At 59.6% G+C, this 25,881-nt stretch carries 30 protein-coding genes and 1 tRNA gene; 23 read left to right on the top strand and 8 right to left on the bottom strand.

Going from position 1 to position 25,881, the window contains the following annotated elements; translation table 11 throughout:
* The first annotated feature begins 13 nt into the window (after positions 1–13).
* From U862_RS0127575 to mtnC, 4 genes are all read left to right on the top strand, one after another.
* Positions 14–1,159: an MFS transporter gene (locus U862_RS0127575; protein ID WP_025113353.1), complete on the top strand. Its 1,146-nt coding sequence runs from the start codon at positions 14–16 to the stop codon at positions 1,157–1,159.
* Entirely contained in the window at positions 1,156–1,782 is a 627-nt protein-coding gene (locus U862_RS0127570) for a methylthioribulose 1-phosphate dehydratase (protein WP_025113352.1), read from the top strand. Before U862_RS0127575 ends, U862_RS0127570 begins: the two co-directional genes overlap by 4 nt.
* A gap of 92 nt (positions 1,783–1,874) precedes the next feature.
* Complete coding sequence (locus tag U862_RS0127565; protein WP_025113351.1) at positions 1,875–2,420, top strand: acireductone dioxygenase; 546 nt, start codon at positions 1,875–1,877, stop codon at positions 2,418–2,420.
* Positions 2,421–2,424: 4 nt separating this feature from the next.
* Positions 2,425–3,108 carry an acireductone synthase gene (gene mtnC / locus U862_RS0127560; protein WP_025113350.1) on the top strand — a complete coding sequence of 228 codons (684 nt, stop codon included), beginning with the start codon at positions 2,425–2,427 and terminating at the stop codon, positions 3,106–3,108.
* A gap of 185 nt (positions 3,109–3,293) precedes the next feature.
* Here the strand turns inward: mtnC and U862_RS0127555 are convergent, their stop codons facing one another.
* Positions 3,294–3,572 (bottom strand): DUF3509 domain-containing protein, encoded by a 279-nt coding sequence (locus U862_RS0127555; RefSeq protein WP_025113349.1) that lies wholly within the window; start codon positions 3,570–3,572, stop codon positions 3,294–3,296.
* A gap of 377 nt (positions 3,573–3,949) precedes the next feature.
* Between U862_RS0127555 and U862_RS0127550 the strand changes: the two genes are divergently transcribed.
* From U862_RS0127550 to U862_RS0127505, 10 genes are all read left to right on the top strand, one after another.
* Entirely contained in the window at positions 3,950–5,788 is a 1,839-nt protein-coding gene (locus tag U862_RS0127550) for a long-chain-acyl-CoA synthetase (RefSeq protein WP_025113348.1), read from the top strand.
* Between the two features lie 97 nt (positions 5,789–5,885).
* Entirely contained in the window at positions 5,886–6,404 is a 519-nt protein-coding gene (locus tag U862_RS0127545) for an ankyrin repeat domain-containing protein (protein ID WP_025113347.1), read from the top strand.
* A 233-nt stretch (positions 6,405–6,637) separates the two neighbouring features.
* Positions 6,638–7,168 (top strand): hypothetical protein, encoded by a 531-nt coding sequence (locus U862_RS0127540; RefSeq protein ID WP_025113346.1) that lies wholly within the window; start codon positions 6,638–6,640, stop codon positions 7,166–7,168.
* Positions 7,169–7,239: 71 nt separating this feature from the next.
* A complete protein-coding gene (locus U862_RS0127535; protein WP_003223221.1) occupies positions 7,240–7,431 on the top strand; it encodes a PLDc N-terminal domain-containing protein in 192 nt (63 codons plus the stop codon).
* 252 nt (positions 7,432–7,683) lie between these two features.
* Positions 7,684–8,559 (top strand): polyamine aminopropyltransferase, encoded by an 876-nt coding sequence (gene speE / locus U862_RS0127530; RefSeq protein WP_025113345.1) that lies wholly within the window; start codon positions 7,684–7,686, stop codon positions 8,557–8,559.
* A gap of 234 nt (positions 8,560–8,793) precedes the next feature.
* Positions 8,794–9,027, top strand: coding sequence for a hypothetical protein (locus tag U862_RS0127525; RefSeq protein WP_025113344.1), 234 nt, complete (start codon positions 8,794–8,796; stop codon positions 9,025–9,027).
* Positions 9,028–9,237: 210 nt separating this feature from the next.
* Positions 9,238–9,585 (top strand): ribonuclease E inhibitor RraB, encoded by a 348-nt coding sequence (locus U862_RS0127520; RefSeq protein ID WP_007960698.1) that lies wholly within the window; start codon positions 9,238–9,240, stop codon positions 9,583–9,585.
* Positions 9,586–10,060: 475 nt separating this feature from the next.
* Entirely contained in the window at positions 10,061–11,470 is a 1,410-nt protein-coding gene (locus U862_RS0127515; protein ID WP_025113343.1) for a circularly permuted type 2 ATP-grasp protein, read from the top strand.
* Between the two features lie 12 nt (positions 11,471–11,482).
* Entirely contained in the window at positions 11,483–12,433 is a 951-nt protein-coding gene (locus U862_RS0127510; protein WP_025113342.1) for an alpha-E domain-containing protein, read from the top strand.
* Positions 12,430–13,233, top strand: coding sequence for a transglutaminase family protein (locus U862_RS0127505; RefSeq protein WP_025113341.1), 804 nt, complete (start codon positions 12,430–12,432; stop codon positions 13,231–13,233). The genes U862_RS0127510 and U862_RS0127505 overlap by 4 nt, the downstream gene beginning before the upstream one ends.
* Before the next feature lie 51 nt (positions 13,234–13,284).
* Here U862_RS0127505 and U862_RS0127500 read toward each other — a convergent pair whose 3' ends face one another.
* Together U862_RS0127500 and U862_RS0127490 are read right to left on the bottom strand one after the other, a co-directional pair.
* Entirely contained in the window at positions 13,285–14,106 is an 822-nt protein-coding gene (locus tag U862_RS0127500) for a cytochrome c (protein WP_025113340.1), read from the bottom strand.
* A 329-nt stretch (positions 14,107–14,435) separates the two neighbouring features.
* Complete coding sequence (locus U862_RS0127490) at positions 14,436–14,666, bottom strand: hypothetical protein (RefSeq protein ID WP_157836086.1); 231 nt, start codon at positions 14,664–14,666, stop codon at positions 14,436–14,438.
* 24 nt (positions 14,667–14,690) lie between these two features.
* On the opposite strand from U862_RS0127490, the gene U862_RS0127485 reads away from it, so the two are divergent.
* From U862_RS0127485 to U862_RS0127475, 3 genes are all read left to right on the top strand, one after another.
* Complete coding sequence (locus tag U862_RS0127485; protein WP_025113338.1) at positions 14,691–15,896, top strand: acetyl-CoA C-acetyltransferase; 1,206 nt, start codon at positions 14,691–14,693, stop codon at positions 15,894–15,896.
* Between the two features lie 24 nt (positions 15,897–15,920).
* Positions 15,921–18,065, top strand: a complete 2,145-nt coding sequence (locus tag U862_RS0127480; RefSeq protein WP_025113337.1) for a 3-hydroxyacyl-CoA dehydrogenase NAD-binding domain-containing protein — start codon at positions 15,921–15,923, stop codon at positions 18,063–18,065.
* Positions 18,066–18,160: 95 nt separating this feature from the next.
* A complete protein-coding gene (locus U862_RS0127475; protein ID WP_025113336.1) occupies positions 18,161–18,883 on the top strand; it encodes an amidotransferase in 723 nt (240 codons plus the stop codon).
* Between the two features lie 90 nt (positions 18,884–18,973).
* On the opposite strand, the gene U862_RS0127470 is transcribed toward U862_RS0127475, so the two are convergent.
* The 3 genes from U862_RS0127470 to U862_RS0127460 form a co-directional block, all read right to left on the bottom strand.
* The gene (locus U862_RS0127470; RefSeq protein WP_025113335.1) at positions 18,974–19,945 is read right to left on the bottom strand and encodes a magnesium and cobalt transport protein CorA; all 972 of its coding nucleotides are present in this window, start codon (positions 19,943–19,945) and stop codon (positions 18,974–18,976) included.
* 135 nt (positions 19,946–20,080) lie between these two features.
* Positions 20,081–20,803 (bottom strand): 1-acyl-sn-glycerol-3-phosphate acyltransferase, encoded by a 723-nt coding sequence (locus tag U862_RS0127465; RefSeq protein ID WP_025113334.1) that lies wholly within the window; start codon positions 20,801–20,803, stop codon positions 20,081–20,083.
* A 217-nt stretch (positions 20,804–21,020) separates the two neighbouring features.
* The gene (locus tag U862_RS0127460; RefSeq protein WP_025113333.1) at positions 21,021–21,710 is read right to left on the bottom strand and encodes a crotonase/enoyl-CoA hydratase family protein; all 690 of its coding nucleotides are present in this window, start codon (positions 21,708–21,710) and stop codon (positions 21,021–21,023) included.
* A gap of 295 nt (positions 21,711–22,005) precedes the next feature.
* On the opposite strand from U862_RS0127460, the gene U862_RS0127455 reads away from it, so the two are divergent.
* The 6 genes from U862_RS0127455 (at position 22,006) to U862_RS30960 (ending at position 24,547) form a co-directional block, all read left to right on the top strand.
* Positions 22,006–22,095: transfer RNA gene (locus U862_RS0127455), tRNA-Ser, on the top strand.
* A gap of 159 nt (positions 22,096–22,254) precedes the next feature.
* Entirely contained in the window at positions 22,255–22,575 is a 321-nt protein-coding gene (locus U862_RS0127450; RefSeq protein ID WP_025113332.1) for a YbjQ family protein, read from the top strand.
* Positions 22,576–22,811: 236 nt separating this feature from the next.
* Positions 22,812–23,000: a hypothetical protein gene (locus U862_RS0127445; protein WP_025113331.1), complete on the top strand. Its 189-nt coding sequence runs from the start codon at positions 22,812–22,814 to the stop codon at positions 22,998–23,000.
* A 326-nt stretch (positions 23,001–23,326) separates the two neighbouring features.
* Positions 23,327–23,695, top strand: a complete 369-nt coding sequence (locus tag U862_RS0127440) for a glycine zipper domain-containing protein (protein WP_007960728.1) — start codon at positions 23,327–23,329, stop codon at positions 23,693–23,695.
* Positions 23,696–23,828: 133 nt separating this feature from the next.
* Positions 23,829–24,254, top strand: coding sequence for a YMGG-like glycine zipper-containing protein (locus U862_RS0127435; protein ID WP_025113330.1), 426 nt, complete (start codon positions 23,829–23,831; stop codon positions 24,252–24,254).
* A 122-nt stretch (positions 24,255–24,376) separates the two neighbouring features.
* Entirely contained in the window at positions 24,377–24,547 is a 171-nt protein-coding gene (locus U862_RS30960) for a hypothetical protein (RefSeq protein WP_177327379.1), read from the top strand.
* Between the two features lie 151 nt (positions 24,548–24,698).
* On the opposite strand, the gene U862_RS0127425 is transcribed toward U862_RS30960, so the two are convergent.
* Positions 24,699–25,073 carry a hypothetical protein gene (locus tag U862_RS0127425; protein WP_025113329.1) on the bottom strand — a complete coding sequence of 125 codons (375 nt, stop codon included), beginning with the start codon at positions 25,071–25,073 and terminating at the stop codon, positions 24,699–24,701.
* Between the two features lie 9 nt (positions 25,074–25,082).
* The coding region (locus U862_RS29235) for an RHS repeat domain-containing protein (RefSeq protein ID WP_305727894.1) at positions 25,083–25,881 on the bottom strand (799 nt) is incomplete at its 5' end.

Genomic DNA, 25,881 nt, shown 5'->3' with positions numbered 1-25,881 from the left:
GCGGCATAACCCCGTGGCGGCGCTCCCGTACTGGCGGCTGTCCAGTTTCTATCTGTTCTACTTCGCCTTGCTCGGGTCGACAGCGCCGTTTCTGGCGCTGTACTTCGATCACCTCGGCTTCAGCGCCGCTCGTATCGGCGAACTGGTAGCCATCCCGATGCTGATGCGCTGCGTGGCGCCGAACATCTGGGGCTGGCTCGGCGACTACACCGGCAAACGGCTGGCCATCGTGCGCTTCGGCGCGGTGTGCACGCTGCTGACGTTCTCACTGATTTTCGTCAGCAAGACCTACGCCTGGCTGGCGATGGTCATGGCGTTGCATGCGTTTTTCTGGCACGCCGTGCTGCCGCAATTTGAAGTCATCACCCTCGCGCACTTGCAAGGGCAAACCTCGCGCTACAGCCAGATTCGCCTGTGGGGCTCGATCGGTTTCATCATCACGGTGGTCGCGCTGGGCCGACTGTTCGAATGGCTGAACCTCGACATCTACCCGGCGGCGCTGGTGCTGATCATGGCCGGTATCGTCCTCAGCAGTTTATGGGTGCCGAATGCGCAACCGCCGCAAGGTAATCGGCCGAGCGGGGAGGGCTTCCTCAAGCAACTGCGCAGTCCCGGTGTGCTGGCGTTTTACGGCTGCGTCGCGCTGATGCAGATGAGCCACGGCCCGTATTACACGTTTCTGACCCTGCACCTTGAACGACTCGGTTACAGCCGTGGCGTGATTGGCATGCTCTGGGCCGTGGGTGTGGTCGCCGAAGTGCTGATGTTCATGTTCATGAGCCGGATTCTCGCGCGGTTTTCCCTGCGCCGTGTGTTGATGGCGAGTTTTCTGCTGGCGGCGCTGCGCTGGTTGCTGCTAGGTTCGTTCGCCGAGTTCCTGTGGGTGCTGTTGTTCGCTCAGGTGCTGCACGCGGCGACCTTCGGCAGCTTTCATGCGGCTGCCATCGCGTTCGTGCAACGTAGCTTCGGCGCACGCCAGCAAGGCCAGGGCCAGGCGCTATACGCGGCGCTGGCCGGCACCGGTGGTGCGATGGGCGCGCTGTATTCCGGTTACAGCTGGAATGCCCTCGGCGCGACATTGACCTTTAGTATTGCCAGTCTCGCGGCGCTCGCTGCTGCCGTTATCATTGCCACACGTATGCAAGAGGACAGGCCATGAGCCTTACGCGTGAACAACTCGCCCAGCAAATCGTCGACGCCGGGCGTTTTCTTTATGGTCGCGGCTGGTCGCCGGCCACCAGCAGCAATTACTCGACGCGTCTGTCGCCGAGCGAAGCGCTGCTGACCGTGTCCGGCAAGCACAAGGGCCAGTTGGGTCCGGACGATGTGCTCGCCACCGACTTGTCCGGTAACAGCCTGGAACCGGGCAAAAAACCGTCCGCCGAAACCCTGTTGCACACCCAGCTCTACAGCTGGCGCGCGGAGATCGGCGCGGTGCTGCATACCCATTCAGTCAACGCCACGGTGCTGTCGCGCCTGACGCCTGAAGACTTCATCGAATTCGAAGACTACGAACTGCAAAAAGCCTTCAGCGGCATCTCGACCCACGAATCACGGGTGCGCGTGCCGATTTTCGACAACGATCAGGACATTGCGCGCCTCGCCGCCAAGGTGCAGCCTTGGCTCGACGCCCATCCCGATTGCGTCGGTTATCTGATTCGCGGTCACGGCCTCTACACCTGGGGCGCGCAGATGAGCGACGCCCTGCGGCAGATCGAGGCCTTCGAATTCTTGTTTGAATGCGAGTTGAAAACCCGCAGCGTCATGAACCGCCAAGGCTGACTTCACCAGAAGCCGCCCATTCGCCTGATGAAATGCACTGCCCGACCGGTCTGCAAGAACCGGACGGCAAGGCCGATACCGAGGAATTGCCCATGAGCAGCCTGTCCGTCTATCACGTTTCCAGCCCTGACATTCCGAACAAGGTGCTGACCCATTTCGAAGACATCGCCTCGACGCTCGCCGAGCAAGGCGTGCGCTTCGACCGCTGGCAAGCTGCGGCGAAGATCCAGCCCGGTGCCACCCAGGAAGAAGTGATCAGCGCTTACCAAGAGCAGATCGACAAGCTGATGACCGAGCGCGGTTACATCACCGTCGACGTGATCAGCCTCAACAGCGACCACCCGCAAAAAGCCGAACTGCGCGCCAAGTTCCTCGAAGAACACCGGCATGGTGAAGACGAAGTGCGCTTTTTCGTCGCCGGTCGTGGCCTGTTTACCTTGCACATCGACGATTATGTGTACGCGGTGCTGTGCGAGAAGAACGACCTGATCTCGGTGCCGGCCGGCACCAAACATTGGTTCGACATGGGTGAGCATCCGCACTTCGTGGCGATTCGCCTGTTCAACAACCCGGAAGGCTGGGTTGCCAATTTCACCGGCGAAGACATCGCCGGCCGATTCCCGCGTCTGGAGGACTGATTCGATGTCGATCAAAGCCATCGTCACTGACATCGAAGGCACCACCAGCGCGGTGAGTTTCGTTTTTGATGTGCTGTTTCCGTACGCGGCCAAACACCTTCCGGATTTTGTTCGGCAGAACGCCGAACGCGCCGATGTTGCCGAGCAACTCGACGCCGTGCGCCGTGACAGCAACGCACCGCAGGCCGATGTTGAACGGGTTGTTGAAATTCTCTTGAGCTGGATCGAGGAAGATCGCAAAGCCACGCCGCTCAAAGCCTTGCAAGGCATGGTCTGGGCGCAGGGCTATCACGCCGGGCAGTTGAAGGGGCATGTTTACCCGGACGCGGTTGAAGCGCTGCAACGCTGGCACGCGGCGGGTTATCAACTGTTTGTGTATTCGTCGGGCTCGATCCAGGCGCAGAAGCTGATCTTCGGTTGCTCGGAAGCGGGAGATTTGACGCCGCTGTTCAGCGGGTACTTCGACACCACGTCGGGGCCTAAACGTGAGGCGCAGTCGTACACCAACATTCAGCGAGCCATCGGCGTTGAAGCGGGTGAAATCCTGTTCCTCTCGGACATCGTCGAAGAACTTGACGCCGCTCAAGCGGCCGGCCTGCAGACCTGCGGCCTGGCGCGTGAAGGCGGGGAACTGGGAAGCCATGTCACCGTCGACACTTTCACCGGTATCGAACCCGAAGCATTCTAGAAAACCCACGTCCCCTGTGGGAGCGGGCTGCTCGCGAAAACGGTGAATCAGACGTAGAGAGGTTGCCTGACACACCCCCTTCGCGAGCAAGCCCGCTCCCACAGGGGGGGTTGTGACAACCGCAAATGTAAACAGGCCGTGAAGCGAAAGCGCCACGGCCTGTTTTTTTTAAAGCGATTTAAACCTTACAGCGAGTGATACGTCGGCAGCGCAAAACGTTGCTGACTTTGCAGCATTGCAATCTGCGGCAGCTCGCTGGCCTGTTCTGCCAGGTCGCGGCGAATCGCGCTGATTGCCCACGACAGTTGGTCGGCGTTGTGCATTTGCTGATACGTCAGGGCGCGCTTGAACACTTTGCCTTCGCTGCTGCGCAGGGTCAGCAGGATCCCGCCATCGGGACGTGGCGCGGTGGTGACGTTGAAGTTGGAGAACAGGGAGGTAAATTTTTCTTGGATCAGGCTCATGTCTATCAGCTCCGTATGCACTTGAATGGCAAGCATGCAGAGGAGGTTGCAGTGATTGTGCCAGCATTCCAAAAACAATAAATCCTTATAAATCAATAAGTTATAAATAATGCAATTTGCAGTGGTCGTGCAATCTGCATGAATGGCCATCGTGCATCCTGCATTTTGCGGGATCGCCACCGGTTCAACGGAACCAAACGGCATCGGTGCAATCATCGCCGTGCGCTGTCACAGGACGGATACAAAACATTGCAAAAACCGCGTGTACAGGCCGAGAAGCACTGACGTATTTTCGGTCTCGACCTGTGCCTACGACGCAGGTCATGCCACAGCCCGAACAATAAAAAGCGGCCAGCCAGGCCGACCGGGGAGCTGCCATGAGTCACGCGCCGAGCGACACGATTACCTGGGGCATGATGCTCCGCAAACTGCCGATGATTGCCAAGGCCCTCCCGAGAGTGGTCAAGGGCATGAAGGTGGCCAACGTCAAGGACCCGACCCAGGCATGTGGGCTTGGCTGGACATTTGAACAAGCGACGCTGCGTAATCCCGAAGGTCTGGCGTTGTTGCAGGGCGATGTGCTGCTGACCTATGCGCAGGTCAACCAGTGGGCCAATCGCGTCGCCCACTATCTGAGCGCGCAGGGGATCGGCAAGGGTGACGTGGTGGCGGTGTTCATCGAAAACCGCCCGGAATTGCTGGTGACCATTCTGGCGCTGGCCAAGCTCGGCGCGGTCAGCGCGCTGCTCAACACCTCGCAGACTCGCGACACGCTGATCCACAGCGTGAATCTGGTGGCGCCGGTGGCGATTGTGCTCGGTGAGGAATTGCAGCCGGCGTTTGCCGCGATCCGCGAGCAAGTGTCGATTGCGGCGCAGCGCACCTGGTTTATCGCCGACCGTGACACCTACTGCCACCCGGGCATTGCGCCCGAGGGCTACATCAACCTGATCAGCGCCAGTGCCGATGCCTGCTCTGACAACCCGCCCAGCAGCCGCGAAGTGTTCTTCGACGATCCGTGCTTTTACATCTACACCTCTGGCACCACCGGCCTGCCCAAGGCCGGCGTGTTCAAGCACGGCCGCTGGATGCGCAGCTCGGCCAGCTTCGGCATGATCGCCCTGAACATGCACCCCGACGATGTCGTCTATTGCACCTTGCCGCTGTACCACGCCACCGGCCTCTGCGTGTGCTGGGGCTCGGCGATCAACGGTGCTTCCGGGTTCGCGATCCGCCGCAAATTCAGCGCCAGCCAGTTCTGGAGTGACGTGCGCCGTTATCGCGCGACCACCATCGGCTATGTCGGCGAGCTGTGTCGCTATCTGGTCGATCAACCGCCCAGCGCCGACGACAGCCGTCACGAGGTGCGCAAGATGATCGGCAACGGTCTGCGCCCCGGCGCCTGGGCCGAGTTCAAGACTCGCTTTGCCGTCGAGCACATCTGCGAGCTGTACGCGGCGAGCGACGGCAACATCGGCTTCAGCAACATCCTCAACTTCGACAACACCATCGGCTTCTCGCTGATGGCCTGGGAGCTGGTGGCGTACGATCACGACAGCGGTGAGCCGCTGCGCAGTGCTGACGGTTTCATGCGCAAGGTCGGCAAGGGTGAGCAGGGCCTGCTGCTGGCGCGGATCGACGAGAAAGCTCCGCTGGACGGCTACACCGACCCGCAGAAAACCGCCAAGGTGGTGCTGCGCGACGTGTTCAGCAAGGGCGACCGCTTCTTCAACACCGGCGACCTGCTGCGCAATATCGGTTTCGGCCATGCGCAGTTTGTCGATCGTCTCGGCGACACCTATCGCTGGAAGGGTGAAAACGTCTCGACCACTGAAGTCGAAAACCTGTTGCTGCAACATCCGCACATCTCCGAAGCTGTGGCCTACGGTGTGCAAGTGCGCAACACCAATGGCCGCGCCGGGATGGCCGCGATCACCCCGGCCGAGTCCCTGGCGACCCTGGATTTCGCCGAACTGCTGGCGTTCGCCCGTCAGCGCATGCCGGCCTATGCGGTGCCGCTGTTTTTGCGGGTCAAGGTGAAAATGGAAACCACCGGGACTTTCAAATACCAGAAGACCCGACTGAAGAACGAAGGCTTCGACCCCGGCCAGACAGGCGATGACCCGATCTACGCATGGCTGCCCGGCACTCAGACTTACGTGCAGGTGACGGAGCAGGTGCTGGCCGATATTGATCAGGGCAAGTACCGCTATTGATATTGGCTATGGTGGGACTTGAGAAAAAGGGGGTGACAGCTATCGTCGCGCTCGGGAAACTGTCGGCTTTGCGATTAACCGAAAGTGGAGTTGCCCCATGTCTGACCAAAGCCGCCAGATGACCCCTGAAGAAGCTGCCGAATTCACCGAGCAGGTTTTCAACAAGGCACGCGACGGTGATGCCGAGATGCTCGATCGCCTGGTCACGGCCGGTTTGCCGGTCAACCTGAAGAACAGCAAGGGCGACACGCTGCTGATGCTTGCCAGTTACTACGGCCATATCGATGCGGTGCAGGTGCTGCTCAAGCACAAGGCTGACCCGGAACTGCGCAACGGCAATGGCCAGAGCCCGATTGCCGGTGCGGCGTTCAAGGGCGATCTGGCCGTGGTCAAGGCGCTGGTCGAGGCGGGCGCCGAAATCGAAGGTTCGTCCTTTGATGGCCGTACGGCGCTGATGATGGCGGCGATGTTCAACCGTGTTGAAATCGTCGATTACCTGATCGGCAAAGGTGCCGACCCGAAAGCCAAGGACGCCAACGGCATCACCGCGCTGGACGCGGCCCGGACCATGGGCGCGGTCGATACCACGGCGCAGTTGGAAAAACTGCTGGCCTGAAACTCGACTCTCCAGTTGATGTGACATTCTGTGGCGAGGGCGCTTGCTTCTGCTCGACTGCGCAGCAGTCGTGAATTCATTGAATGCGTTTTTTCAGATCATTGAATTCAGGGCTGCGTCGCGCCCCAGCGACAGCAAGCGCCCTCGCCACAGTCGTTCTGTGTGCAGCCTGAGGTCGCAATGCGCTATCCTTCGCGCCCTCGAAATTCACCTTCGTCACAGGATCCGCCCTCATGAAAGCCGCACTCGTCGAACTCATCAGCAAAATCAGCTCCGGCTGCATGGGCGAGGACGAGATCCTGAACGTGGCCGACGAGGCCGCGCAGGCCTACGCCGATGCCGATGCTTTTCTGACAGCCAACCCCGATATCAACTACGACGACACGTTCCCGATCCCGCTGGGCGAGTGGGTGGTGGTCGGCAGCCTGCCAGAGACCGTGCTGTTCCAGGCCGACACCTACGTTGACCTGTTCGCGCAGATCGCCGCGTCGTTCGGCCCGGGCATCGACTTCAACCTCAAGCCCAAACAACTGGCCAAGACCGAAGCGCTGACCGCCCTCAACCGCATCCAGGTGCAGATGAGCAGCCTGAACAAGGAAAACGGCGGTTACACACTGATGAACTTCAGCCAGTTGCTCGACGACGAGCTGCAAGTGGTACTGGTCTACGGCAACGACGTACCACGGGTGCTGGAATTGTGCGCTCAGGTCGGCATAGCTGCGGCGCCGTCGCTGGAAGCCCTGAAGGTCGCTGTTCACGTCTGAACGCAATAAAAGGGAACCCTGCGCGCGACCGTCTATCCTAAAAGTGCAAGCCACTATTCTGGAGTGACACCATGGGTTCCACGTTCAATGGTCTGATCGGCCTGATCATTCTTGCCCTCGACATCTGGGCCATCATCAACGTGCTGAAAAGCGGCGCCGAGACCGGGATGAAAATCCTCTGGGTCCTGCTGATCATCCTCCTGCCGGTGCTCGGCCTGATCATCTGGGCGATCGCCGGGCCACGGGGCAACGTGCGGATTTGATGCCTTCCCGATAAACGCTGATCCCCGTGTGGGAGCGGGCTGCTCGCGAAGGCGATTGTTCAGTCGAAATTTGGGTTGAATGACACTCCGCTTTCGCGAGCAAGCCCGCTCCCACATTGGTCTGTGTGACCTTCAGAGGGTGCTCTGTCGGAGGAAGGTTCGACCTGTCATCTTCGGCAACGTAGAATGCGCGCCTTTCCCGGGCAATCGTCCCCACGATCAACGCCTGCGCATTCATCGGAGCACTTGACCATGACCGTCACCAAGACCAGCGAATACCTGGAAACCCTCTACGAAGGCTACGGCCAGCGTTTTCGCATGGAAAAACTGCTGCACGAAGTGCGCACCGAACACCAGCACCTGGTGATCTTCCAGAACCCGCGCATGGGTCGGGTAATGGCGCTGGACGGCGTGATCCAGACCACCGAAGCCGATGAATTCATCTACCACGAAATGCTCACCCATGTGCCGATCCTTGCTCATGGCACCGCCAAACGCGTACTGATCATCGGTGGCGGTGACGGCGGCATGCTGCGCGAAGTGACCAAGCACGCCGGCGTCGAGCACATCACCATGGTCGAGATCGACGGCACCGTGGTCGACATGTGCAAGGAATTCCTGCCTGACCATTCCAAGGGCGCCTACGACGATCCACGGCTGAACCTGGTGATCGACGACGGCATGCGTTTCGTCGCCACCACTACTGAAAAGTTCGACGTGATCATCTCCGACTCCACCGATCCGATCGGCCCGGGCGAAGTGCTGTTCTCGGAAAACTTCTACCAGGCCTGCCACCGCTGCCTGAACGACGGCGGCATCCTGGTGACCCAGAACGGCACGCCGTTCATGCAGATCGATGAAGTCAAAACCACCGCCGGTCGCCTGCGCAGCCTGTTCCCGGACTGGCACTTCTATCAGGCGGCCGTGCCGACCTACATCGGTGGTTCGATGACCTTCGCCTGGGGTTCGACCAACCCGGCCTACCGCAAGCTGAGCCGTGAAACCCTGCAACAGCGCTTCATTGGCAGTGGCATCGTCACCCGCTACTACAACCCGGAAATCCACATCGGCGCATTCGCGCTGCCGCAGTACGTGCTGCAGGCGATCAACAAGCCAAGCAACGACTAAAAACCCTGCAAAACCCGTGTGGGAGCAGGCTTGCTCGCGAGGGCGTCCTGTTATTCGACATATTTGTTGAATGATCCAGCGCTTTCGCGAGCGAGCCCGCTCCCACAGAAGCTCGACGGCACAGTAGATGTATTTTTTTTCATGTTCGGCGGATGCAATCCTTTTGAACGATCAATCTCGCCAAAAGTCGAGATAGTAGTAAGCCCATTTGCGGGTTTGATCGAGGAGGCACCGATGCAAAAGTGGAAAGTCACTTTCGTGGACGATCATGGTGAAATTGTCGATGAGGTGTTCGAGCGCGCGGAATGCCCCAGTGATGACGAGGCCGCACGCCTGATCAAAGAACGGCTCCTGCCCGTGGCGGCCGAACTGGATATGAACGATCTGGAAGGCCGCACCGCCGATGCCGGGGTGAAAAGCCTGAAATCCCAGAACAGCATCGAAATCCGCAGCATCACCCCAATCTGAAATTCTTCTTGTCACCCGATACGCCAGGCCTTGGCAGCGCCTCTGTCTTGAGGCTACTCTGCAAGCGAGATCAGCGAACGAATCGCTAAGGTCTGGTCTTGTCAGCTACATGCTTGTTTCCCGCGTGCAACCACGTTGTCGCAGTACTTTGGCCAGAGGCCCGGGGCGGGAATACGGAAAGTCTATCCATCTATCCGAGGGGGACGATTCATGAGCACAGCCTATCAAGAAGACATCAGCAGCAATGTACTGCGCCGCATGAAAGAAGGCGGTTTCGACTTTTCCCGATTCCATCCCATCGAGTTCTACGCCATTTTCCCGGACGAGGAGCGGGCGCGCAGAGCAGCAGGCAAATTTCGCGGTGAATCCATCAATGCCCAGGTCAGTGCGCGCGACGATGGCGCCTGGTCGCTGGAATTGAGCAAAGTCATGTACGCAACCTATGACGACATCGGCGACTTCGAGCAAGGCTTTTCTGCCGTGGTCGAGCCGCTGGGCGGCATCATCGAAGGCTGGGGCGTGAAGCAGGAGGTGCGTAATCGCCATCGTCTGAACTGATCTCCGGTTTCAGGTATTGAGCAACGGCTGACCTTCGGGTCGGCCGTTGTCGTTTCTGGCCGCCGAACCACCCGTGGCAAAACCCTGAAACAAGAATCCCGGGCAAAAAAAAGCCACCGGAGAGGGTGGCTAAAGGGAAGACCGATAAGGAGAGGAAACCGGTCAGGGTTACGGCCTGCGGGGACTGCGCTGGCAGTCCGGATCAGTGAGGCTGAAGCCTTCAGCGGGGAAGTTTTCAGCGGATGCGCCGATTATCCGCAGCCCGGCGCAAGCAGTGAAATCAACTCTGACTATGCTGGTGATAGGCGACAGCACTGCGTCGCAATGAGGCGGGGGCGATCAGGTTGGGGCATTTGCCGCACAGCAATGGTGCGGTGTGGCTGGCGTGATTATCCAACCGATTGAAATCAAAGCGTTTATGCCGCTGGCACGGGCCTTGCGAAGGCCTGTAGGTCCGGGTGACAAGGAGTACGGCATGATCCGCACCTATTTTGATGAAATGTACGATGCCGGCGGCCAGGTCCGCCCGCATTACCGGGAGTTCGCCCGCTGGCTGGCCGACACGCCTGACGAGTTGCTGGCACAACGGCGACGCGAGGCCGATCTGCTGTTCCACCGGGCCGGCATCACTTTCACGCTCTATGGGGACGAGCAGGGCACCGAGCGCCTGATTCCTTTCGACACCATTCCGCGCAGCATTCCCGCCAGCGAGTGGCGGATCGTCGAGCGTGGCTGCATCCAGCGCGTCAAGGCGTTGAACATGTTCCTCGCCGACCTTTATCACGAGCAACGCATCATCAAGGCCGGGATCATCCCCGCCGAACAGGTGCTGGCCAACGAGCAGTACCAGTTGGCGATGCAGGGCCTGGACCTGCACCGCGATATCTATTCGCACATCTCCGGTGTCGATCTGGTGCGCGACGGCGACGGCACTTACTACGTGCTTGAAGACAACCTGCGCACTCCGAGCGGCGTGAGCTACATGCTCGAAGACCGCAAGATGATGATGCGCCTGTTCCCGGAGCTGTTCGCCGCGCAGCGCATCGCGCCCATCGACCATTATCCGAACCTGTTGCTCGACACCCTCAAAAGCTCAAGCCCGATCGACGACCCGAGCGTGGTGGTGCTGACGCCGGGGCGCTTCAACAGTGCATTCTTCGAACACGCGTTTCTGGCGCGGGAAATGGGCGTCGAACTGGTGGAGGGCGCGGACCTGTTCGTGCGTGACGACAAGGTCTTCATGCGCACCACCGACGGGCCGAAAGCGGTGGACGTGATCTATCGCCGTCTCGACGACGCGTTCCTCGACCCGCTGGCATTCCGCCCGGACTCGATGCTCGGCGTGCCGGGGCTGTTGTCGTCGTATCGTTCGGGCAACGTGGTGCTGGCCAACGCCATCGGTACCGGCGTGGCGGACGACAAATCGGTCTACCCGTTTGTCACCGAGATGATCCGTTTCTACCTCGACGAAGAACCGATCCTGAAGAACGTACCGACCTGGCAGTGCCGCAACCCCTCGGAACTTTCCCACGTGCTGGCCAATCTTCCGGATCTGGTGGTCAAGGAAACCCAGGGCTCCGGCGGTTACGGAATGCTCGTAGGGCCAGCGGCGACGACCGCGGAAATCGATGCATTCCGCGAGCGGATCAAAGCCAAACCCCACGCGTACATCGCGCAGCCAACGCTGTCGCTGTCGACCTGTCCGACCTTTGTCGAAAACGGCATTGCGCCGCGCCATATCGACCTGCGTCCGTTCGTCTTGTCCGGACGTGAAACCCGGGTTGTGCCCGGCGGTTTGACCCGTGTCGCCCTGCGTGAAGGCTCCCTGGTGGTGAACTCCTCCCAGGGCGGCGGAACCAAGGACACCTGGGTGGTCGAGGATTGAAGGAAGCTTGCCATGTTAAGTAGAACTGCCTCGGATCTGTACTGGATGTCGCGTTACCTGGAGCGGGCGGAAAACCTCGCACGGATGCTCGATGTCAGCTATTCGCTGTCGCTGATGCCGCAGGACGGTCGCGGCGACGGTCTGCACGAACTGGCCATGCCGTTGTTGATCACCGGTACCCTTGACGATTACCTGGAGCGCCACGGTGAGCTGCACGCCGAGCGCCTGCTGCACTTTTTCGCCCTCGATGCGGCCAACCCGGCGAGCATCTACAGCTGCCTGGGCGCAGCGCGGGCCAGTGCACATGCGGTGCGCGGGCGGATCACCGCGGACATGTGGGAAAACATCAACGCCACGTGGCTGGAGATTCGCGGGATCGCCGAGCAGGGCCTCGGCCGTTACGGCATGAGCCGTTTCTGCGAGTGGATCAAGGAACGCTCGCACCTGTTTCGTGGTGCGTCCTACGGCACCATCATGCGCAACGATGCGTTCCGCTTCATTCGCCTCGGCACCTTCATCGAGCGCGCGGACAACACGTTGCGACTGCTCGACGCGCGCTATGAAATGGCCGGCGATCAGGCCGAAGCCGTCAGTGACGGCACTGCCCACGCCTATTACCAGTGGAGTGCGCTGCTGAGGGCTCTTTCATCGTTCGAGGCCTACACCGAGATCTACCGCGATGCCCCCGGTGCCCGGCATGTCGCCGAACTGCTGCTGTTGCGCGCCGATGTGCCGCGCTCGTTGCGGGCCTGCACCGAGGAAATCGACCAGATCCTCGCCCAGTTACCTGGGGCGAACGGCCGTCCGGCGCAGCGCCTGGCCGCTGAAATGGACGCGCGTCTGCGTTACACCGGGATCAACGAAATCCTTGCCGAAGGCCTGCACGCCTGGCTCACCGAATTCATCCCGCTGGTGCGCCAGCTGGGCAACGCCATTCACAGTTCATACCTGGAGGCTGCATGAGACTTTCCATAAGCCACGAGACCACCTATCACTATGAAGATCAGGTGCGGGCGAGCATCCAGTATCTGCGCCTGACCCCGCACGACAGCGAGCGTCAGCACGTGTTGAGCTGGCAGCTCGACCTGCCGCGTCCGGTGCGCGCCCAGCTCGATCCGTTCGGCAACATCCTGCATGTGCTGACCATGGACGAGCCGCACGAAGCGATCATCATCGGCGCGCGCGGCCAGGTCGACATCGACGAGTTGCGCGAAGCCGAACACGAGAGTCAGTCGGCGCTGCCGTTCCTGCGCTTCACCCGTCTGACCGAGGCCGACGAGGCGTTGCGGGCGTTTGCCGACAAATCCTGCAAACAGCGGCGGGATCGCACCGCGCTGATTGATCTGATGCACGGCTTGAACCAGCACATGACCTACACGCCGGGCTCCACCGAAGTCGACACCAGCGCGGCCGAAGCCTTCGCCGGGCGTGCCGGAGTTTGCCAGGATCACACCCATGCCTTCCTGGCCTGCGCGCGCAGCCTGGGGATCCCGTCACGCTACGTCTCGGGTTATCTGTACAGCGAAGATTGCGAGCATCTGGCCAGCCATGCCTGGGCTGAAGCGTGGCTCGATGACGCCTGGTACAGCTTTGACGTGACCAACGAACTGGCCCGGCCAGAGCGACATTTGAAATTGGCGGTGGGCCTGGATTACCTGGATGCCTGCCCGGTACGCGGCATGCGTCGGGGCGGGGGGAGCGAGCAGATGCATGCGAAGGTGTTTGTCTCGCCGACGCCGGTTATCTCCGTGCAACAACAGTAAACACCGCCCCTCTGTGGGAGCGAGCCTGCTCGCGCCCACAGGGGAAATGTATCAAGGCTTGATCTTGCGTCCAGCCATGTGCTGCAAATAGCCAATCAACAACTGCAAATCCCCATCCGGCAACACCTCCACCGAAAATCCCGGCATTTTCGCCTGTGGCCACTGACGCAAGCTCTGCGGATCACGAATGTAACGCTTGAGGAAATCTGCACCGAAATACTCGGTGGGGTTAAACGGAATGTTCAGGTCCGGTCCGAACTGCGCATCCCCAGCACCATTCAAGCGATGGCAGGCCAGGCAGTTCTTCTGGAACAGCGCAAAACCCTGATTCACCGGGTCATCGGTTTTCAGTTTGGAATCCGGCAACAGGGCAGGGAAGCGCTCGGCCACTGGCGCCATGCGCTTGATGCTCGCCACTTCGAACGGCCATTGCTCGGGGCTGATGTTGCCGGCTTGCGGGTCGGTCCACACCAGATAGAACGGCCCTGCACTGTGTTTGCCCTCGGACAGTGGTGGCCACGGCTGCGCCGGGTCCTCGATCGCCAGCCACGCCCGTGCGCCCTTGCTGTTGAGCAGCGGTGCAGCGCTCAGCTCGGCGGCAAATCCGTCCAGTGCCACCGCCTGCAAGTGATCGTCCGGTTTGATGCCGGTGAGCAGCGCTGCCACAGGTACGACGCGATAAGTCATGTCCTTTTTGTAGGACACATCATTTTTTATGGTGAGGGTTTGCGCCTGCGGATGCTTTAGCAGTTCCGCGGTCTGCCAGGTGCGGCTGGTGGCGCCCAGTTGTAAATCCAGCTGTGCGGCAGACAAAGGCATGCTCAGTAGCAAGGCCCAGAACACAATAAGCGTTTTCAAGAGATCGCCGTCCATGTCGTGCAAGTGCGCAAAGGTTGGCACAGCCACGCTGGCCCGGGTAGCGGGCCAGTCATATTTTATGTGGCGATAACGGGCGCCTGCCGCTTGAGTCAGCCAATGACCTTGGTGAGGTTGGGCAAAATCAACAACAGCGTCGTGGCGAAAAGAATGAGCCCTGCTTGACGTACTTTCGGTTGTTTGAACATGGCTTGACCGCCTTTATTGTTATTTCCTGATGTTTGCCTGCATATCCATGACGGCAAACGCTGCACTTCCTGTTGAAGAACGCCGGCCCCGGCAAAACCCGACGACCCTGACGTACATGTACTACCTTAGAGCCCGCGTCACGCGCGGCTTAGATCCATTTCGTATGTATTCGCTGCTGCTAGCGATAAAAAACGCATGAGGCGCATTGCCAGCTTCTTCGCCGCCCGCTTGCTAGACAACTCGCCGACCTGAACCGGTTCACCCGATGCTGAATGACCGTCCGTCTGAGCGTGCGCGTCAACGTCATTGAGCGCTGTGGTCATTGAATCCTCGACGGCGCGGGACAACAGTGACAGCACGAAATTCACTCACCGCACAGGTTCGAGGACGTCATGACCCAAGCTTTGATTTTCGATGCGTTACGCACGCCCCGCGGCAAAGGCAAGGCCGATGGCGCGCTGCACAGCGTCAAACCGGTGAATCTGGTCGCCGGGTTGTTGACCGCACTGCAAAGCCGTACCGCGCTGGACACCAGTCAGATCGATGACGTGGTGCTCGGCTGCGTCACGCCGATTGGCGATCAGGGTTCGGACATTGCCAAGACCGCGGTGCAGGTAGCTGATTGGGATGTCAGCGTCGCCGGCGTGCAGATCAACCGTTTCTGCGCTTCGGGTCTGGAGGCGGTGAACCTTGGCGCGATGAAAGTCCGTTCCGGATTCGAAGACCTGGTGGTGGTCGGCGGCGTCGAGTCGATGTCGCGGGTGCCGATGGGCAGTGATGGCGGCGCCTGGGCGCTGGATCCGCAAACCAACCTGCACAGCCACTTCACCCCGCAGGGCGTGGGCGCGGACCTGATTGCTACCCTGGAAGGCTTCAGCCGTGAGGACGTCGATGCCTACGCGCTGCACTCGCAACAAAAAGCGGCGCGGGCGCGGGCTGACGGCTCGTTCAACAAGTCGCTGGTGCCGGTGCAGGATCAGAACGGCATCATCCTGCTCGACCACGACGAATTCATTCGGGCCGAGTCGACCATGGAGGGCCTCGGCAAGCTCAAGCCGAGTTTCGAAATGATCGGCCAGATGGGTTTCGATGCTACGGCGCTGCGGGTCTATAGCCACGTCGAGCGGATCAACCACGTGCACACGCCGGGCAACAGCTCCGGGATCGTCGACGGTGCGGCGCTGATGTTGATCGGCTCCGAAGCCAAGGGCCGCGCGCTCGGCCTGCAACCACGGGCGCGAATCGTTGCCACGGCGGTGACCAGCACTGACCCGACGATCATGCTCACCGGCCCGGCACCGGCCACCCGCAAGGCGCTGGCCAAGGCTGGCTTGCGCGTGGAGGACATCGATCTGTTCGAGGTCAACGAAGCATTTGCCTCGGTGGTGCTCAAGTTCATCAAGGACATGGCGGTGGACCCGGACAAGGTCAACGTCAATGGCGGCTCCATCGCCATGGGCCACCCGCTGGGCGCCACCGGTTGCGCGATCCTCGGCACCCTGCTCGATGAACTGGAAGCCCGGCGCCTGCGCTACGGTCTGGCGACGCTGTGCGTCGGCGGCGGCATGGGCATTGCCACCATCATCGAACGCCTCTGAGCCCCGAATTCAAGGAACCTTGTTATGAGCGAAGCCATTCGTTACGAAAAAGGCCAGGACGGCATCGTCGTGCTGACCATCGACATGCCGGGCCAGAGCGCCAACACCATGAACGCCGTGTACCGCCAGGCCATGGGCGCCTGCGTTGAACGCTTGCTGGCGGAAAAGGACAGCATCGCCGGGGTCATCATCACCTCGGCGAAAAAAACCTTCTTTGCCGGCGGCGACCTCAATGAGCTGATCAAGGTCGGCAAACCCGAAGCCAAAGCGTTCTATGACATGGTGCTGAGCCTCAAGGGGCAACTGCGCACCCTGGAAACCCTCGGCAAACCGGTGGTCGCCGCGATCAACGGTGCGGCGCTCGGCGGTGGCTGGGAAATCTGCCTGGCCTGCCATTACCGGGTGGCGCTGGATGATGCAACGGTGCAACTCGGGCTGCCGGAAGTGACACTGGGCTTGCTGCCGGGCGGCGGCGGGGTGGTGCGCATGGTGCGCATGCTCGGCATCGAAAAAGCCCTGCCGTATCTGCTCGAAGGCAAAAAGGTACGCCCACAGCAGGCGTTGCAGGCCGGTTTGATCGATGAGCTGGCGGCGAATCTTGACGAACTGGTGGCCAAGGCCCGCGCATGGATTGTCGCGAATCCGAACGCCGTGCAGCGTTGGGACGTGAAGGGCTATCAGATCCCCGGCGGCACGCCGTCGAATCCGAAAGTTGCGCAAATGCTGGCGATTGCGCCATCGATCCTGCGGGCGAAAACCCAGGGCACGCTGCCGGCCCCGGAGAAAATTCTCTGTGCGGCGGTGGAGGGCGCGCAGGTGGACTTCGACACCGCGCACTTGATCGAAACCCGTTACTTCACCGAATTGACCACCGGGCAAATCTCGAAAAACCTGATCGGCACCTTCTGGTTTCAGCTCAACGAAATCAACGCCGGTGGCTCGCGGCCGCAGGGCTTTGCGCCCTATGTCACGCGCAAGGTCGGCGTGCTCGGCGCGGGCATGATGGGCGCGGGGATCGCTTTCGTCAGCGCCTCGGCCGGCATCGACGTGGTGCTCAAGGACATCAACCTGGCGGCGGCCGAGAAGGGCAAGGCGCATTCGGCGGCATTGCTCGACAAGAAAGTCCCCCGGGGCCAGATGACCGCCGAAAAACGCGAAGCGGTGCTGGCGCGGATTCAGCCCAGCGAAAATGATGCCGATCTGGCGGGCTGCGACCTGATCATCGAAGCGGTGTTCGAGGATCGCGAGCTGAAAGCCAAAGTCTCGGCGGCGGCGCAGCTAGTGGTCGGGGCCGAGGCGGTGATTGCCTCCAATACCTCAACCTTGCCGATCACCGGCCTGGCGACGGCAGTGCCGGATCGGAGCAAGTTCATCGGCCTGCATTTTTTCAGTCCGGTGGAAAAAATGCCGCTGGTGGAAATCATCAAAGGCGCGCAGACCAGCGATGAAACCCTGGCGCGGGGTTTTGACTTCGTCCTGCAAATCAAGAAAACCCCGATCGTGGTCAACGACAGTCGCGGCTTCTTTACCTCACGGGTGTTTGGCACCTTTACCAACGAAGGCATTGCCATGCTCGGCGAGGGCGTGAGTGCGCCGATGATCGAGACCGAAGCGCGCAAGGCCGGGATGCCGGTCGGGCCACTGGCGATCTCCGACGAAGTTTCCCTCAGCCTGATGAGCCATATCCGCCAGCAAACGGCCAAAGACCTGCAAGCAGAAGGGAAACCGCTGATAGAGCATCCGGCGTTCGCCGTGATTGACTTGCTGCTCAATGAATACAAGCGTCCGGGCAAAGCCGCCGGCGTTGGCTTCTACGATTATCCAGTGGGTGGTCAGAAGCATCTGTGGCCTGAGCTGAAGACGCGTTTCGAGAAAGCCGGCGGGCAGATTTCGCCCAAGGATGTGCGTGATCGTCTGCTGTTCGTGCAGGCCCTCGAAACCGTGCGCTGTGTGGAGGAGGGCGTGCTGACCTCGACGGCGGACGCCAACATCGGCTCGATCTTCGGCATCGGTTTTGCCGCATGGACCGGTGGTGCGCTGCAGTTCATCAATCAGTACGGGGTGCAGGACTTCGTCGCGCGTGCGCAGTATCTGGCCGAGCAATATGGCGAGCGCTTTACGCCGCCGGCGTTGTTGCTGGAAAAAGCCGCGAAAGGCGAGCTGTTTTAAGTGATCGGGTGAACGCTACGGGGCTTGCCTTGCCGGGGTGTTTCAAGGCAGGCTCTGGGGTGTTCATTATTCCCATCACGTGTCAGGTATTTTTTATGTCGCTACGCATCTGCATTCTGGAAACCGACATCCTGCGTCCGGAACTGGTCGATCAATATCAGGGTTACGGGCAGATGTTCCAGCGCCTGTTCTCGCAGCAACCGATTGCCGCCGAGTTCACCGTGTACAACGTGATGCAGGGCGAATACCCGAGCGACGACCAGACGTTTGACGCGTACCTGATCACCGGCAGCAAGGCTGATTCGTTCGGCACCGACCCGTGGATCCAGACCCTCAAGCAATACCTGCTGACCCGTTACGAGCGTGGCGACAAGCTGCTCGGCGTGTGCTTCGGCCATCAACTGCTGGCGCTGCTGCTGGGCGGCAAGAGTGAGCGCGCCACTCAGGGCTGGGGTGTCGGCACCCACAACTACAAACTGGCGGCCAAGGCGCCGTGGATGAGCCCGGTACGCGAAGAGCTGACGCTGCTGATCAGTCACCAGGATCAAGTCACCGCGCTGCCGGAAAACGCCACCGTCATCGCTTCCAGCGATTTCTGCCCGTTTGCCGCGTATCACATCAACGATCAGGTGCTGTGCTTCCAGGGCCATCCGGAATTCATTCACGACTATTCGCGGGCGCTGCTGGAACTGCGCCAGGAAGCGCTGGGTTCACAGATCTACTCTAAAGGCGTCGCCAGCCTGGAGCAGGAACACCATGGCACCACAGTTGCGGAGTGGATGATGCGTTTTGTGGCGCACAAGCCAGAAGCGGCCTGAAAAGCTTCGCTCCTACATTGATCCTTGTCGATAACAAGATCCAGGTGGGAGCGAGCCTGCTCGCGGATTGTCCCGCCAACGCAGTCGCTACTACAACCACCCCGACTTCTTGAAACTCGCCCACAAACTCACACATCCCACCGTGATAAACCCCAGCACGCCGAAATAGCCGTAGTGCCAGCTCAGCTCCGGCATGTTCTGGAAGTTCATCCCGTAGATCCCGGCCACCGCTGTCGGGAACGCGAGAATTGCCGCCCACGCGGCAAATTTGCGCTGCACCACGCTTTGTCTTGAAGCCTCAAGCAACACACCGATCTCGATGGTCTGGCTGGCGATGTCCGCCAGTGTGGTCAGGTCTTCCATCTGCCGCGTGACGTGAATCTGCACATCACGGAAGTAAGGGCGCATGTTCTTGTCGATGAACGGAAAGCTCAGCTTCTGCAGCTCCTCACCGATCTCCACCATCGGCGCTGCATAGCGACGCAAGCGCAGGACATCGCGGCGCAGGCCGTGGAGTTTCTGGATGTCGTGTTCGTTCAGCGCACTGCACAGTACGTTGCGCTCCAGCTCATCGATCTCGGCATGAATCGCCTCGCCCACCGGCTGGTAGTTTTCGATCACGAAATCCAGGATTGCATAGAGGACGAAATCTTCCCCGTGCTCCAGCAACAATGGACGTGCCTCACAGCGTTGGCGGACATGCGCATAGGACGCCGAGTGGCCGTTGCGGGCGGTGATGATGTAGCCCTTGCCGGCGAAGATATGCGTTTCGATGAACTGCAAAATGCCATGCTCGCGGATCGGCGAGTAAGTGACGATAAACAATGCGTCGCCAAAGGTTTCCAGCTTCGGCCGGCTGTGTTTTTCCAGGGCGTCTTCAATGGCCAGTTCGTGCAGGTTGAACTGACGTTGCAGTTTGGCCAGCTCTTGAGCGTCCGGCTCTTCGAGGCCGATCCAGACAAAGTGCCCGGTCTTGGCGGCCCAGGCGGCACCCTCATCGAGGTTAATATTGGTGACTTTCTTACCAGCGCTGTAAACCGCAGCAGCAACAACTCGACCCATGGTGGTGGTTCACTTCTTCTTGGCAGATGGCAGGGAGTACAAGGCTTCAGCTTAGCCGTGTCGCTGCTTGAGAGTCAGTGAAATCTGCACAGTTCACCCGGCAAAAGAAAACCCGCACAAGGCGGGTCTGTTTTATCACGCAGCTTGCAGCTGCTGATCCATCGCGGCGATGCATTCGCGCATCTGTTCGCGGCACTGGGACATGAGCAAGGGCATGTCATCCATCGTCAGCCCTGCTGTAGGAATGGCCGGCAGCGAGCGTATGAGGATTTTCCCGCTGCGCCAGCGATTCAGGCGCATGTGCTTGATGTAGCTGCTGACGCACACCGGCACGATCGGCACGCCGGCGGCAATCGCCATCTGGAACGCCCCCTTCTTGAATGGCAGCAATTCTTCACCGAGGTTGCGCGTGCCTTCCGGAAACACCCAGATCGAGGTGTCTTCGTTCTGCAAGGTGTTGGTGGTGGTGAGCATCGACTGACGCGCTTTGTGCGCATTGCCTCGGTCGATCAACACATTGCCGGCGAGCCAGAACAACTGCCCGAACAGTGGCACCCATTTCAGGCTCTTCTTGCCGATGCACACGGTGCGACGCGGCACCACGTTACCGAACACAAACAGGTCGTAGTTGGACTGATGGTTGGCGATGATCACGCAGCTGTCCGGCTTGTTCATCAAGCCGTGGACGTCGGACTTTACGCGCAGACGCAGAATGCACATGGCCGGCCAAGCATAGAGGCGGGCGCACAGACGGCTGTTGTCGGGGTTGAAGGGACGGCACAGGCCGAGAATCACCCCCAATACACCGGCCAGAATAAAGTGCAGGCCCATCAATAACATACGAAACACAAACAGCATTTTCAGGCCCACCGGGACAAAAGGTGGCGCAGTGTACGGATGTGCACTGTTTTCGGCAATTGCTGCTATAGAGTGCGGAGATAGGCGATGTTTAAGCGCATGTTTCCGGGGTGATCGTCAGACCTGTCCTAGAGCGGTTGACGGTTGATCAACCGAACGCGCAAGAAAAAGCCCGACACGACGGTCGGGCTTTTCTTCGGCTCGGGAGGAGGGGGCTTTAGCCCAGATGTTCCTGGTCCTGGATGATCGCGTTGTCGAGGGCTTCGAGCAGCGCCTTGCGCACTTTGAGCTTGGTGTTCTTGTGCGCATTCATGTTGATCTTCTTCAACTGACGCGCGGCGGCCAGGGCGGCGCCTTGCAGTTCTTCGGCAGCCACCACCTTGTCGAGGAAACCGGCATCCACCGCGCTCTTTGGATCAAACATCTCGCCGTTGATCACCGAACGGTGGAACGCCGAACGACGCAGGCGATCACGTGCCAGCTCAATACCGGCGTGGTGCATGGTCATGCCGATCTGCACTTCGTTCAGACCAATGCTGAACGGGCCGTCGACGCCGATGCGGTAATCGGCAGACAACAGCAGGAACGCGCCCTTGGCCACCGCGTGCCCAGGGCACGCAACGATCACCGGGAACGGGTGAGAGAGCAGACGACGGGCCAGGGTCGAACCGGCGGTCACCAGCGACACGGCTTCTTTAGGGCCGGCAGTCATCACCTTCAAGTCGTAGCCGCCGGACAGAATCCCCGGCTGACCGGTAATGATCACAATGGCACGATCAGCCACCGCCTGATCCAGCGCCGCGTTGAACGCCGCAATCACGTCCGGGGAAATGGCATTGACCTTGCCGTTGTTCAAGGTCAGGGTCGCGATGCCGTCTTCGAGGTGGTAGGCAATCAACTCACTCATGACGCAATTCCTTGTAAGAAAGATGGGCAGACGTTACCCACCACCGTAGGCCAGGTAAAGCGCCGTGACTGACTCGCTGGTCACCGTTTCCCGGCTCACCCGGCGTCGCGCGCCGTTCTGCTTCTATATAGAAGGGTCGGCATCACCAGAGATTGGCCGGTTTGCCATCGTCCAGCGCCGGGCCAAACGACTTTTTCTCTTAACCGCATGAAAATTCTGAAAAAAAGTTTGCCATCGGAAAAGCTTTCGACTACATTAGCGCGCCTCGACAGACAGAACATGTTTGAAGAGATACGGTGAAGTGTCCGAGTGGCTTAAGGAGCACGCCTGGAAAGTGTGTATACAGGAAACTGTATCGAGAGTTCGAATCTCTCCTTCACCGCCACATTCAATACACAAAACCCCTGATTTCGAAAGAGATCAGGGGTTTTGTGGTTTCTGGCGCCCGGATTTTAATTCGCTGCGCAAGTCATGCCGTTAGCGGCCCGTTTTTCCGTCGGGCATTACAATCGCGGCTTTATTCGTAGAAAAAAGGACTGTTCCCATGATCATCTCCACCACGCACACCATCGAAGGCCGACAGATCACCGCGTACCTGGACATTGTCAGCGCGGAGTCGGTGCAGGGGGTCAATGTGATCCGTGACATGTTTGCCGGCATGCGCGATTTTTTCGGTGGGCGCTCGCAGACGCTGGAGCGTGCTTTGAAAGAGGCGCGGGTTCAGGCGACTGACGAGATCAAGGAGCGGGCGCGGGCGTTGCAGGCGGATGCGGTGGTCGGGCTGGATTTCGAGATCAGCATGCCGGCGGGTAAGGGCGGCATGGTTGTCGTGTTCGCGACGGGTACGGCGGTCAAGTTGCGTTGATGCCGTTGCCGGTTCAAGCGAGCCCATTCAGACGATGATTGGGCTTTTTGCTGTTTGTGCTTCAGTTCAGCCCTGTTGTTTGCAGATGTTTAATCTGTGCAGCCCATTCGTCGGGCATCAGCCAATCTGAATCACAAGTCCAGGAATGACCGGCTAGTCTCAAAAGCCTTGGAGGTCGATATTTTTTCAGGCAAAAAGGCTTTGCCGGTATCGATCCATTTGAAAGGGGCGAAGGTATGACTGATCCGTATATCGAAGACGATGGCGCTGAATTTTCATTCAACAACTGCGTCCGTTGCGGCCAGACGGAGTATCAGGCGGGCTTTGGCGAGGATCCGGTTCAGACCGGCAAGATCAAGTCCACCGCGCCCAAGGGGCCGAAAGCCAAGTTTCTGCCGAAGGTCTCGACCCGGTCGAGAAAGTAATCAGCTACCTCATAACCCCGTCTATGAACGGGGTTTTTTATGCCTGAAGTTTATGAGGGGAAATCTCCTACAAGCAGGTGGGCAGATTCCGATTTTTTTCACAAACTTTTCACGTCCACGGACGTAGGGTGAAGCCATCCGTTAGAAAGCAAGTCTCCAGCCCGTCTCCCCAGCGGGCTTTTTTTTGCCTGCGATAAAACCTTTTGCCAATTCGCTGTCCAATCGGCGCCAAGTGCGCGGCGGCAGCTGATTTTGTCTGGACTTCAGCCCGTCGGCAGCGTTCAATCTCGGCCCCTTTTGATCTCCCTATTTTTGAGGTTCTTGTCATGCGTTTAACGTTGCCCGCTCTGGTTCTGGGTCTTCTGGTTGCTCAAGGTGCGGTGGCTGGCGAAGGCACTGCTGCACTTGGCGGTGGTCTGGGGGGCGCGCTGGGTAATGTGGTCGGCCAGAAAATGGGCGGCAGCACCGGCGCAGCGATTGGTGCCGGTGTTGCAGGCGCAGCGGGCAGCGCGATGGCCGCCGGCAAAGGCAGCCGGACCAAAGCAGCCATCGGCGGTGGTGTTGGCGCGGCCGGTGGCTCGGTGATCGGCAACAGCCTGGGCGGCAGAAATGGCGCAACCATTGGTGCCGGTCTCGGCGGTGCGGCCGGTGGTGCCGTGGGCGCCAACCTGTCCAAGGGTCACAAGCGTCACTGATCGCGAATGCTTGTCAGAAAAAGCCCGGCTCGATGCCGGGCTTTTTCATGGCTGAACGTTTTTCCGGAAAACCTCTCCAAATCACATAGGCCCTGTGGGCATACCGTCCCGATTCGGGAACTGTGAGGTTCAAATGCGTTTGTCATTGTCTGCACTGTTTTTCGGATTACTGATTGCTCAAGGCGCGATGGCCGCCGGAGATGGCAGTGCCGCTGTCGGTGGCGGGCTGGGTGGCGTGCTCGGTAATGTCGTCGGTGGTCAGCTCGGTGGCAGCACCGGTGCGGCGGTCGGCGCGGGCGTTGGCGGAGCGGCGGGTGGCGCGGTCGGCGCGAATAAACACAATCGCACCGAAGCCGCCATTGGCGGTGGCCTCGGCGCTGCCGGTGGCTCAGTGGTTGGCAACAGCCTGGGCGGCTCCACCGGTTCAGCCATCGGTGCAGGATTGGGCGGCGCGGCCGGTGGTGCGGTGGGCAACAACCTGGGTGGCGACGGCGGAAGTGGGCATTCCGGTGGCGGTCACAAGCACAACAAGTACAAACATAAAAACCGCCATCATTGATTGACGATTGAAAAGAAACCCGGCCTGGCGCCGGGTTTTTCGTGTCTGGCGGTCTGACGCTGGAACGATTGGCCGTAGGGCTTTTCGAACGTTATACAACCCACTAGACGTAGAGGTTTGCCATGACGCCCGAAACCGAAGGCAAGGAAGAAAAAGGCCCGAGCGGTCTGCCGTTTATCAATGATCCGGGGAACGAGGATCCGGGGTCGCTGATGGATGATGCGACCGTGCCGCTGAATGATGCGGATGATGCTTTGGATGAAGAGTATGAAGAGGATGAGGATGAGCAGTAATTGCTTGTTCCTTTGATCGACCGAGGTAGTGCTGTTTTCGTGTCTTCAGGGCCTGAGGTTCTGTCAGGCCCTTTGCGAGGTGTGAGATGGGTGGTGAGCAGAAGGAGGATGATGTCGATGAAACGCCCAAAGCATCGCTTTAACTGGCTGATCAGAATGAGACATCAATCCTGTCCGCGCTGACTTTAATGAAGTGCCCATTCAGACGGGGGTATTCGTAGTGGATATCCTGATCAGCAAAATCGACAACAGACCGGAAGACCTCTCCATCCAAGTAGCCATAAATGTCACAGGAGAGCCCATCATCAATCCTCTCAATCTGCTTTTTTTTATATTCGCTGGCTGATACGCACTCTTCATCGGGCAACAGCATTTCGAACTCCACTTCGTAAGTACCGCCCACCTCTATTTTTGAAGGGCTGTAACTGACGAAGCACCGTACCGAAAAACCCTCAATTACCAGTTCAATAGCGTCTTCTACGACTGGATCGATTCCGACGACTAATGCTTTGTATGTCCTAATCATGAGCAGACCTCACAGTTTTATCTTGTGCGTTGCCATTGATTGTCCGCCAAAATTCTTTTCCACTTTTGGTGTGTAGCGTCGTAATTTCATCATTCGAGTTGGTGCCTGCGAAGCAAATTTTGCTTCACCTTTCCGATTGTTTCCCATCAATAACAAATACCCTGATCGCACCTCTCCTTTGTATAAACACTCCACACGAGTACCTTGATTCACCGGCGGCGGGCAGTTCGACGTCAACCCCAACGGATCCACCCACCCCGTCGGATTCGGCACATACCGATACTGATTCAGCCCACCCGCCAGCTTGATGGGGTCCGGCGTCAGATACCGCCCCAGCCTCGGGTCGTAATACCGGTGCCGGTTGTAATGCAGCCCACTTTCCGCATCGAAATACTGCCCCTGAAAACGCAGCGGCTGATCCAGGTAGTCTTCGCCCGCCAGGGTGATCGCCGAGACTTTGCCGTAGGCGTCGTACTGCGCCGACCAGACGATTTCGCCGCTGTAGTCGGTGAGTTCCTGTGGGGTGCCGAGGTGGTCGAGTTGGTAGTAGAACGGGCAGGCTTTTTTCGGGCCTTTGCCGTCGAGCAGCGCCAGTGGGCGACAGGTGCCGGGTTCGTAGACGTAGCTGCGGTGGTGCGTCGGGCTGCTTTCGGCGACGAGGTGGTCGCCTTGCCAGAAGAACTCGGTGCTGACCCCGTCGACGGTCTTGCGGATGCGCCGACCGAAGGCGTCGTACTGGTAGGTCGCGGTGTTGCCGTCGGGACGAGTCAGGCCGATCAGGCGGTGCTGGAACGCTCCCACTCCCAGA

It is taken from the genome of Pseudomonas sp. H1h, from assembly GCF_000633255.1.
Lineage (GTDB): Bacteria > Pseudomonadota > Gammaproteobacteria > Pseudomonadales > Pseudomonadaceae > Aquipseudomonas.
Note: the sequence above shows the minus strand (reverse complement) of the source record. Positions and strands in the feature narration are given on the sequence as shown.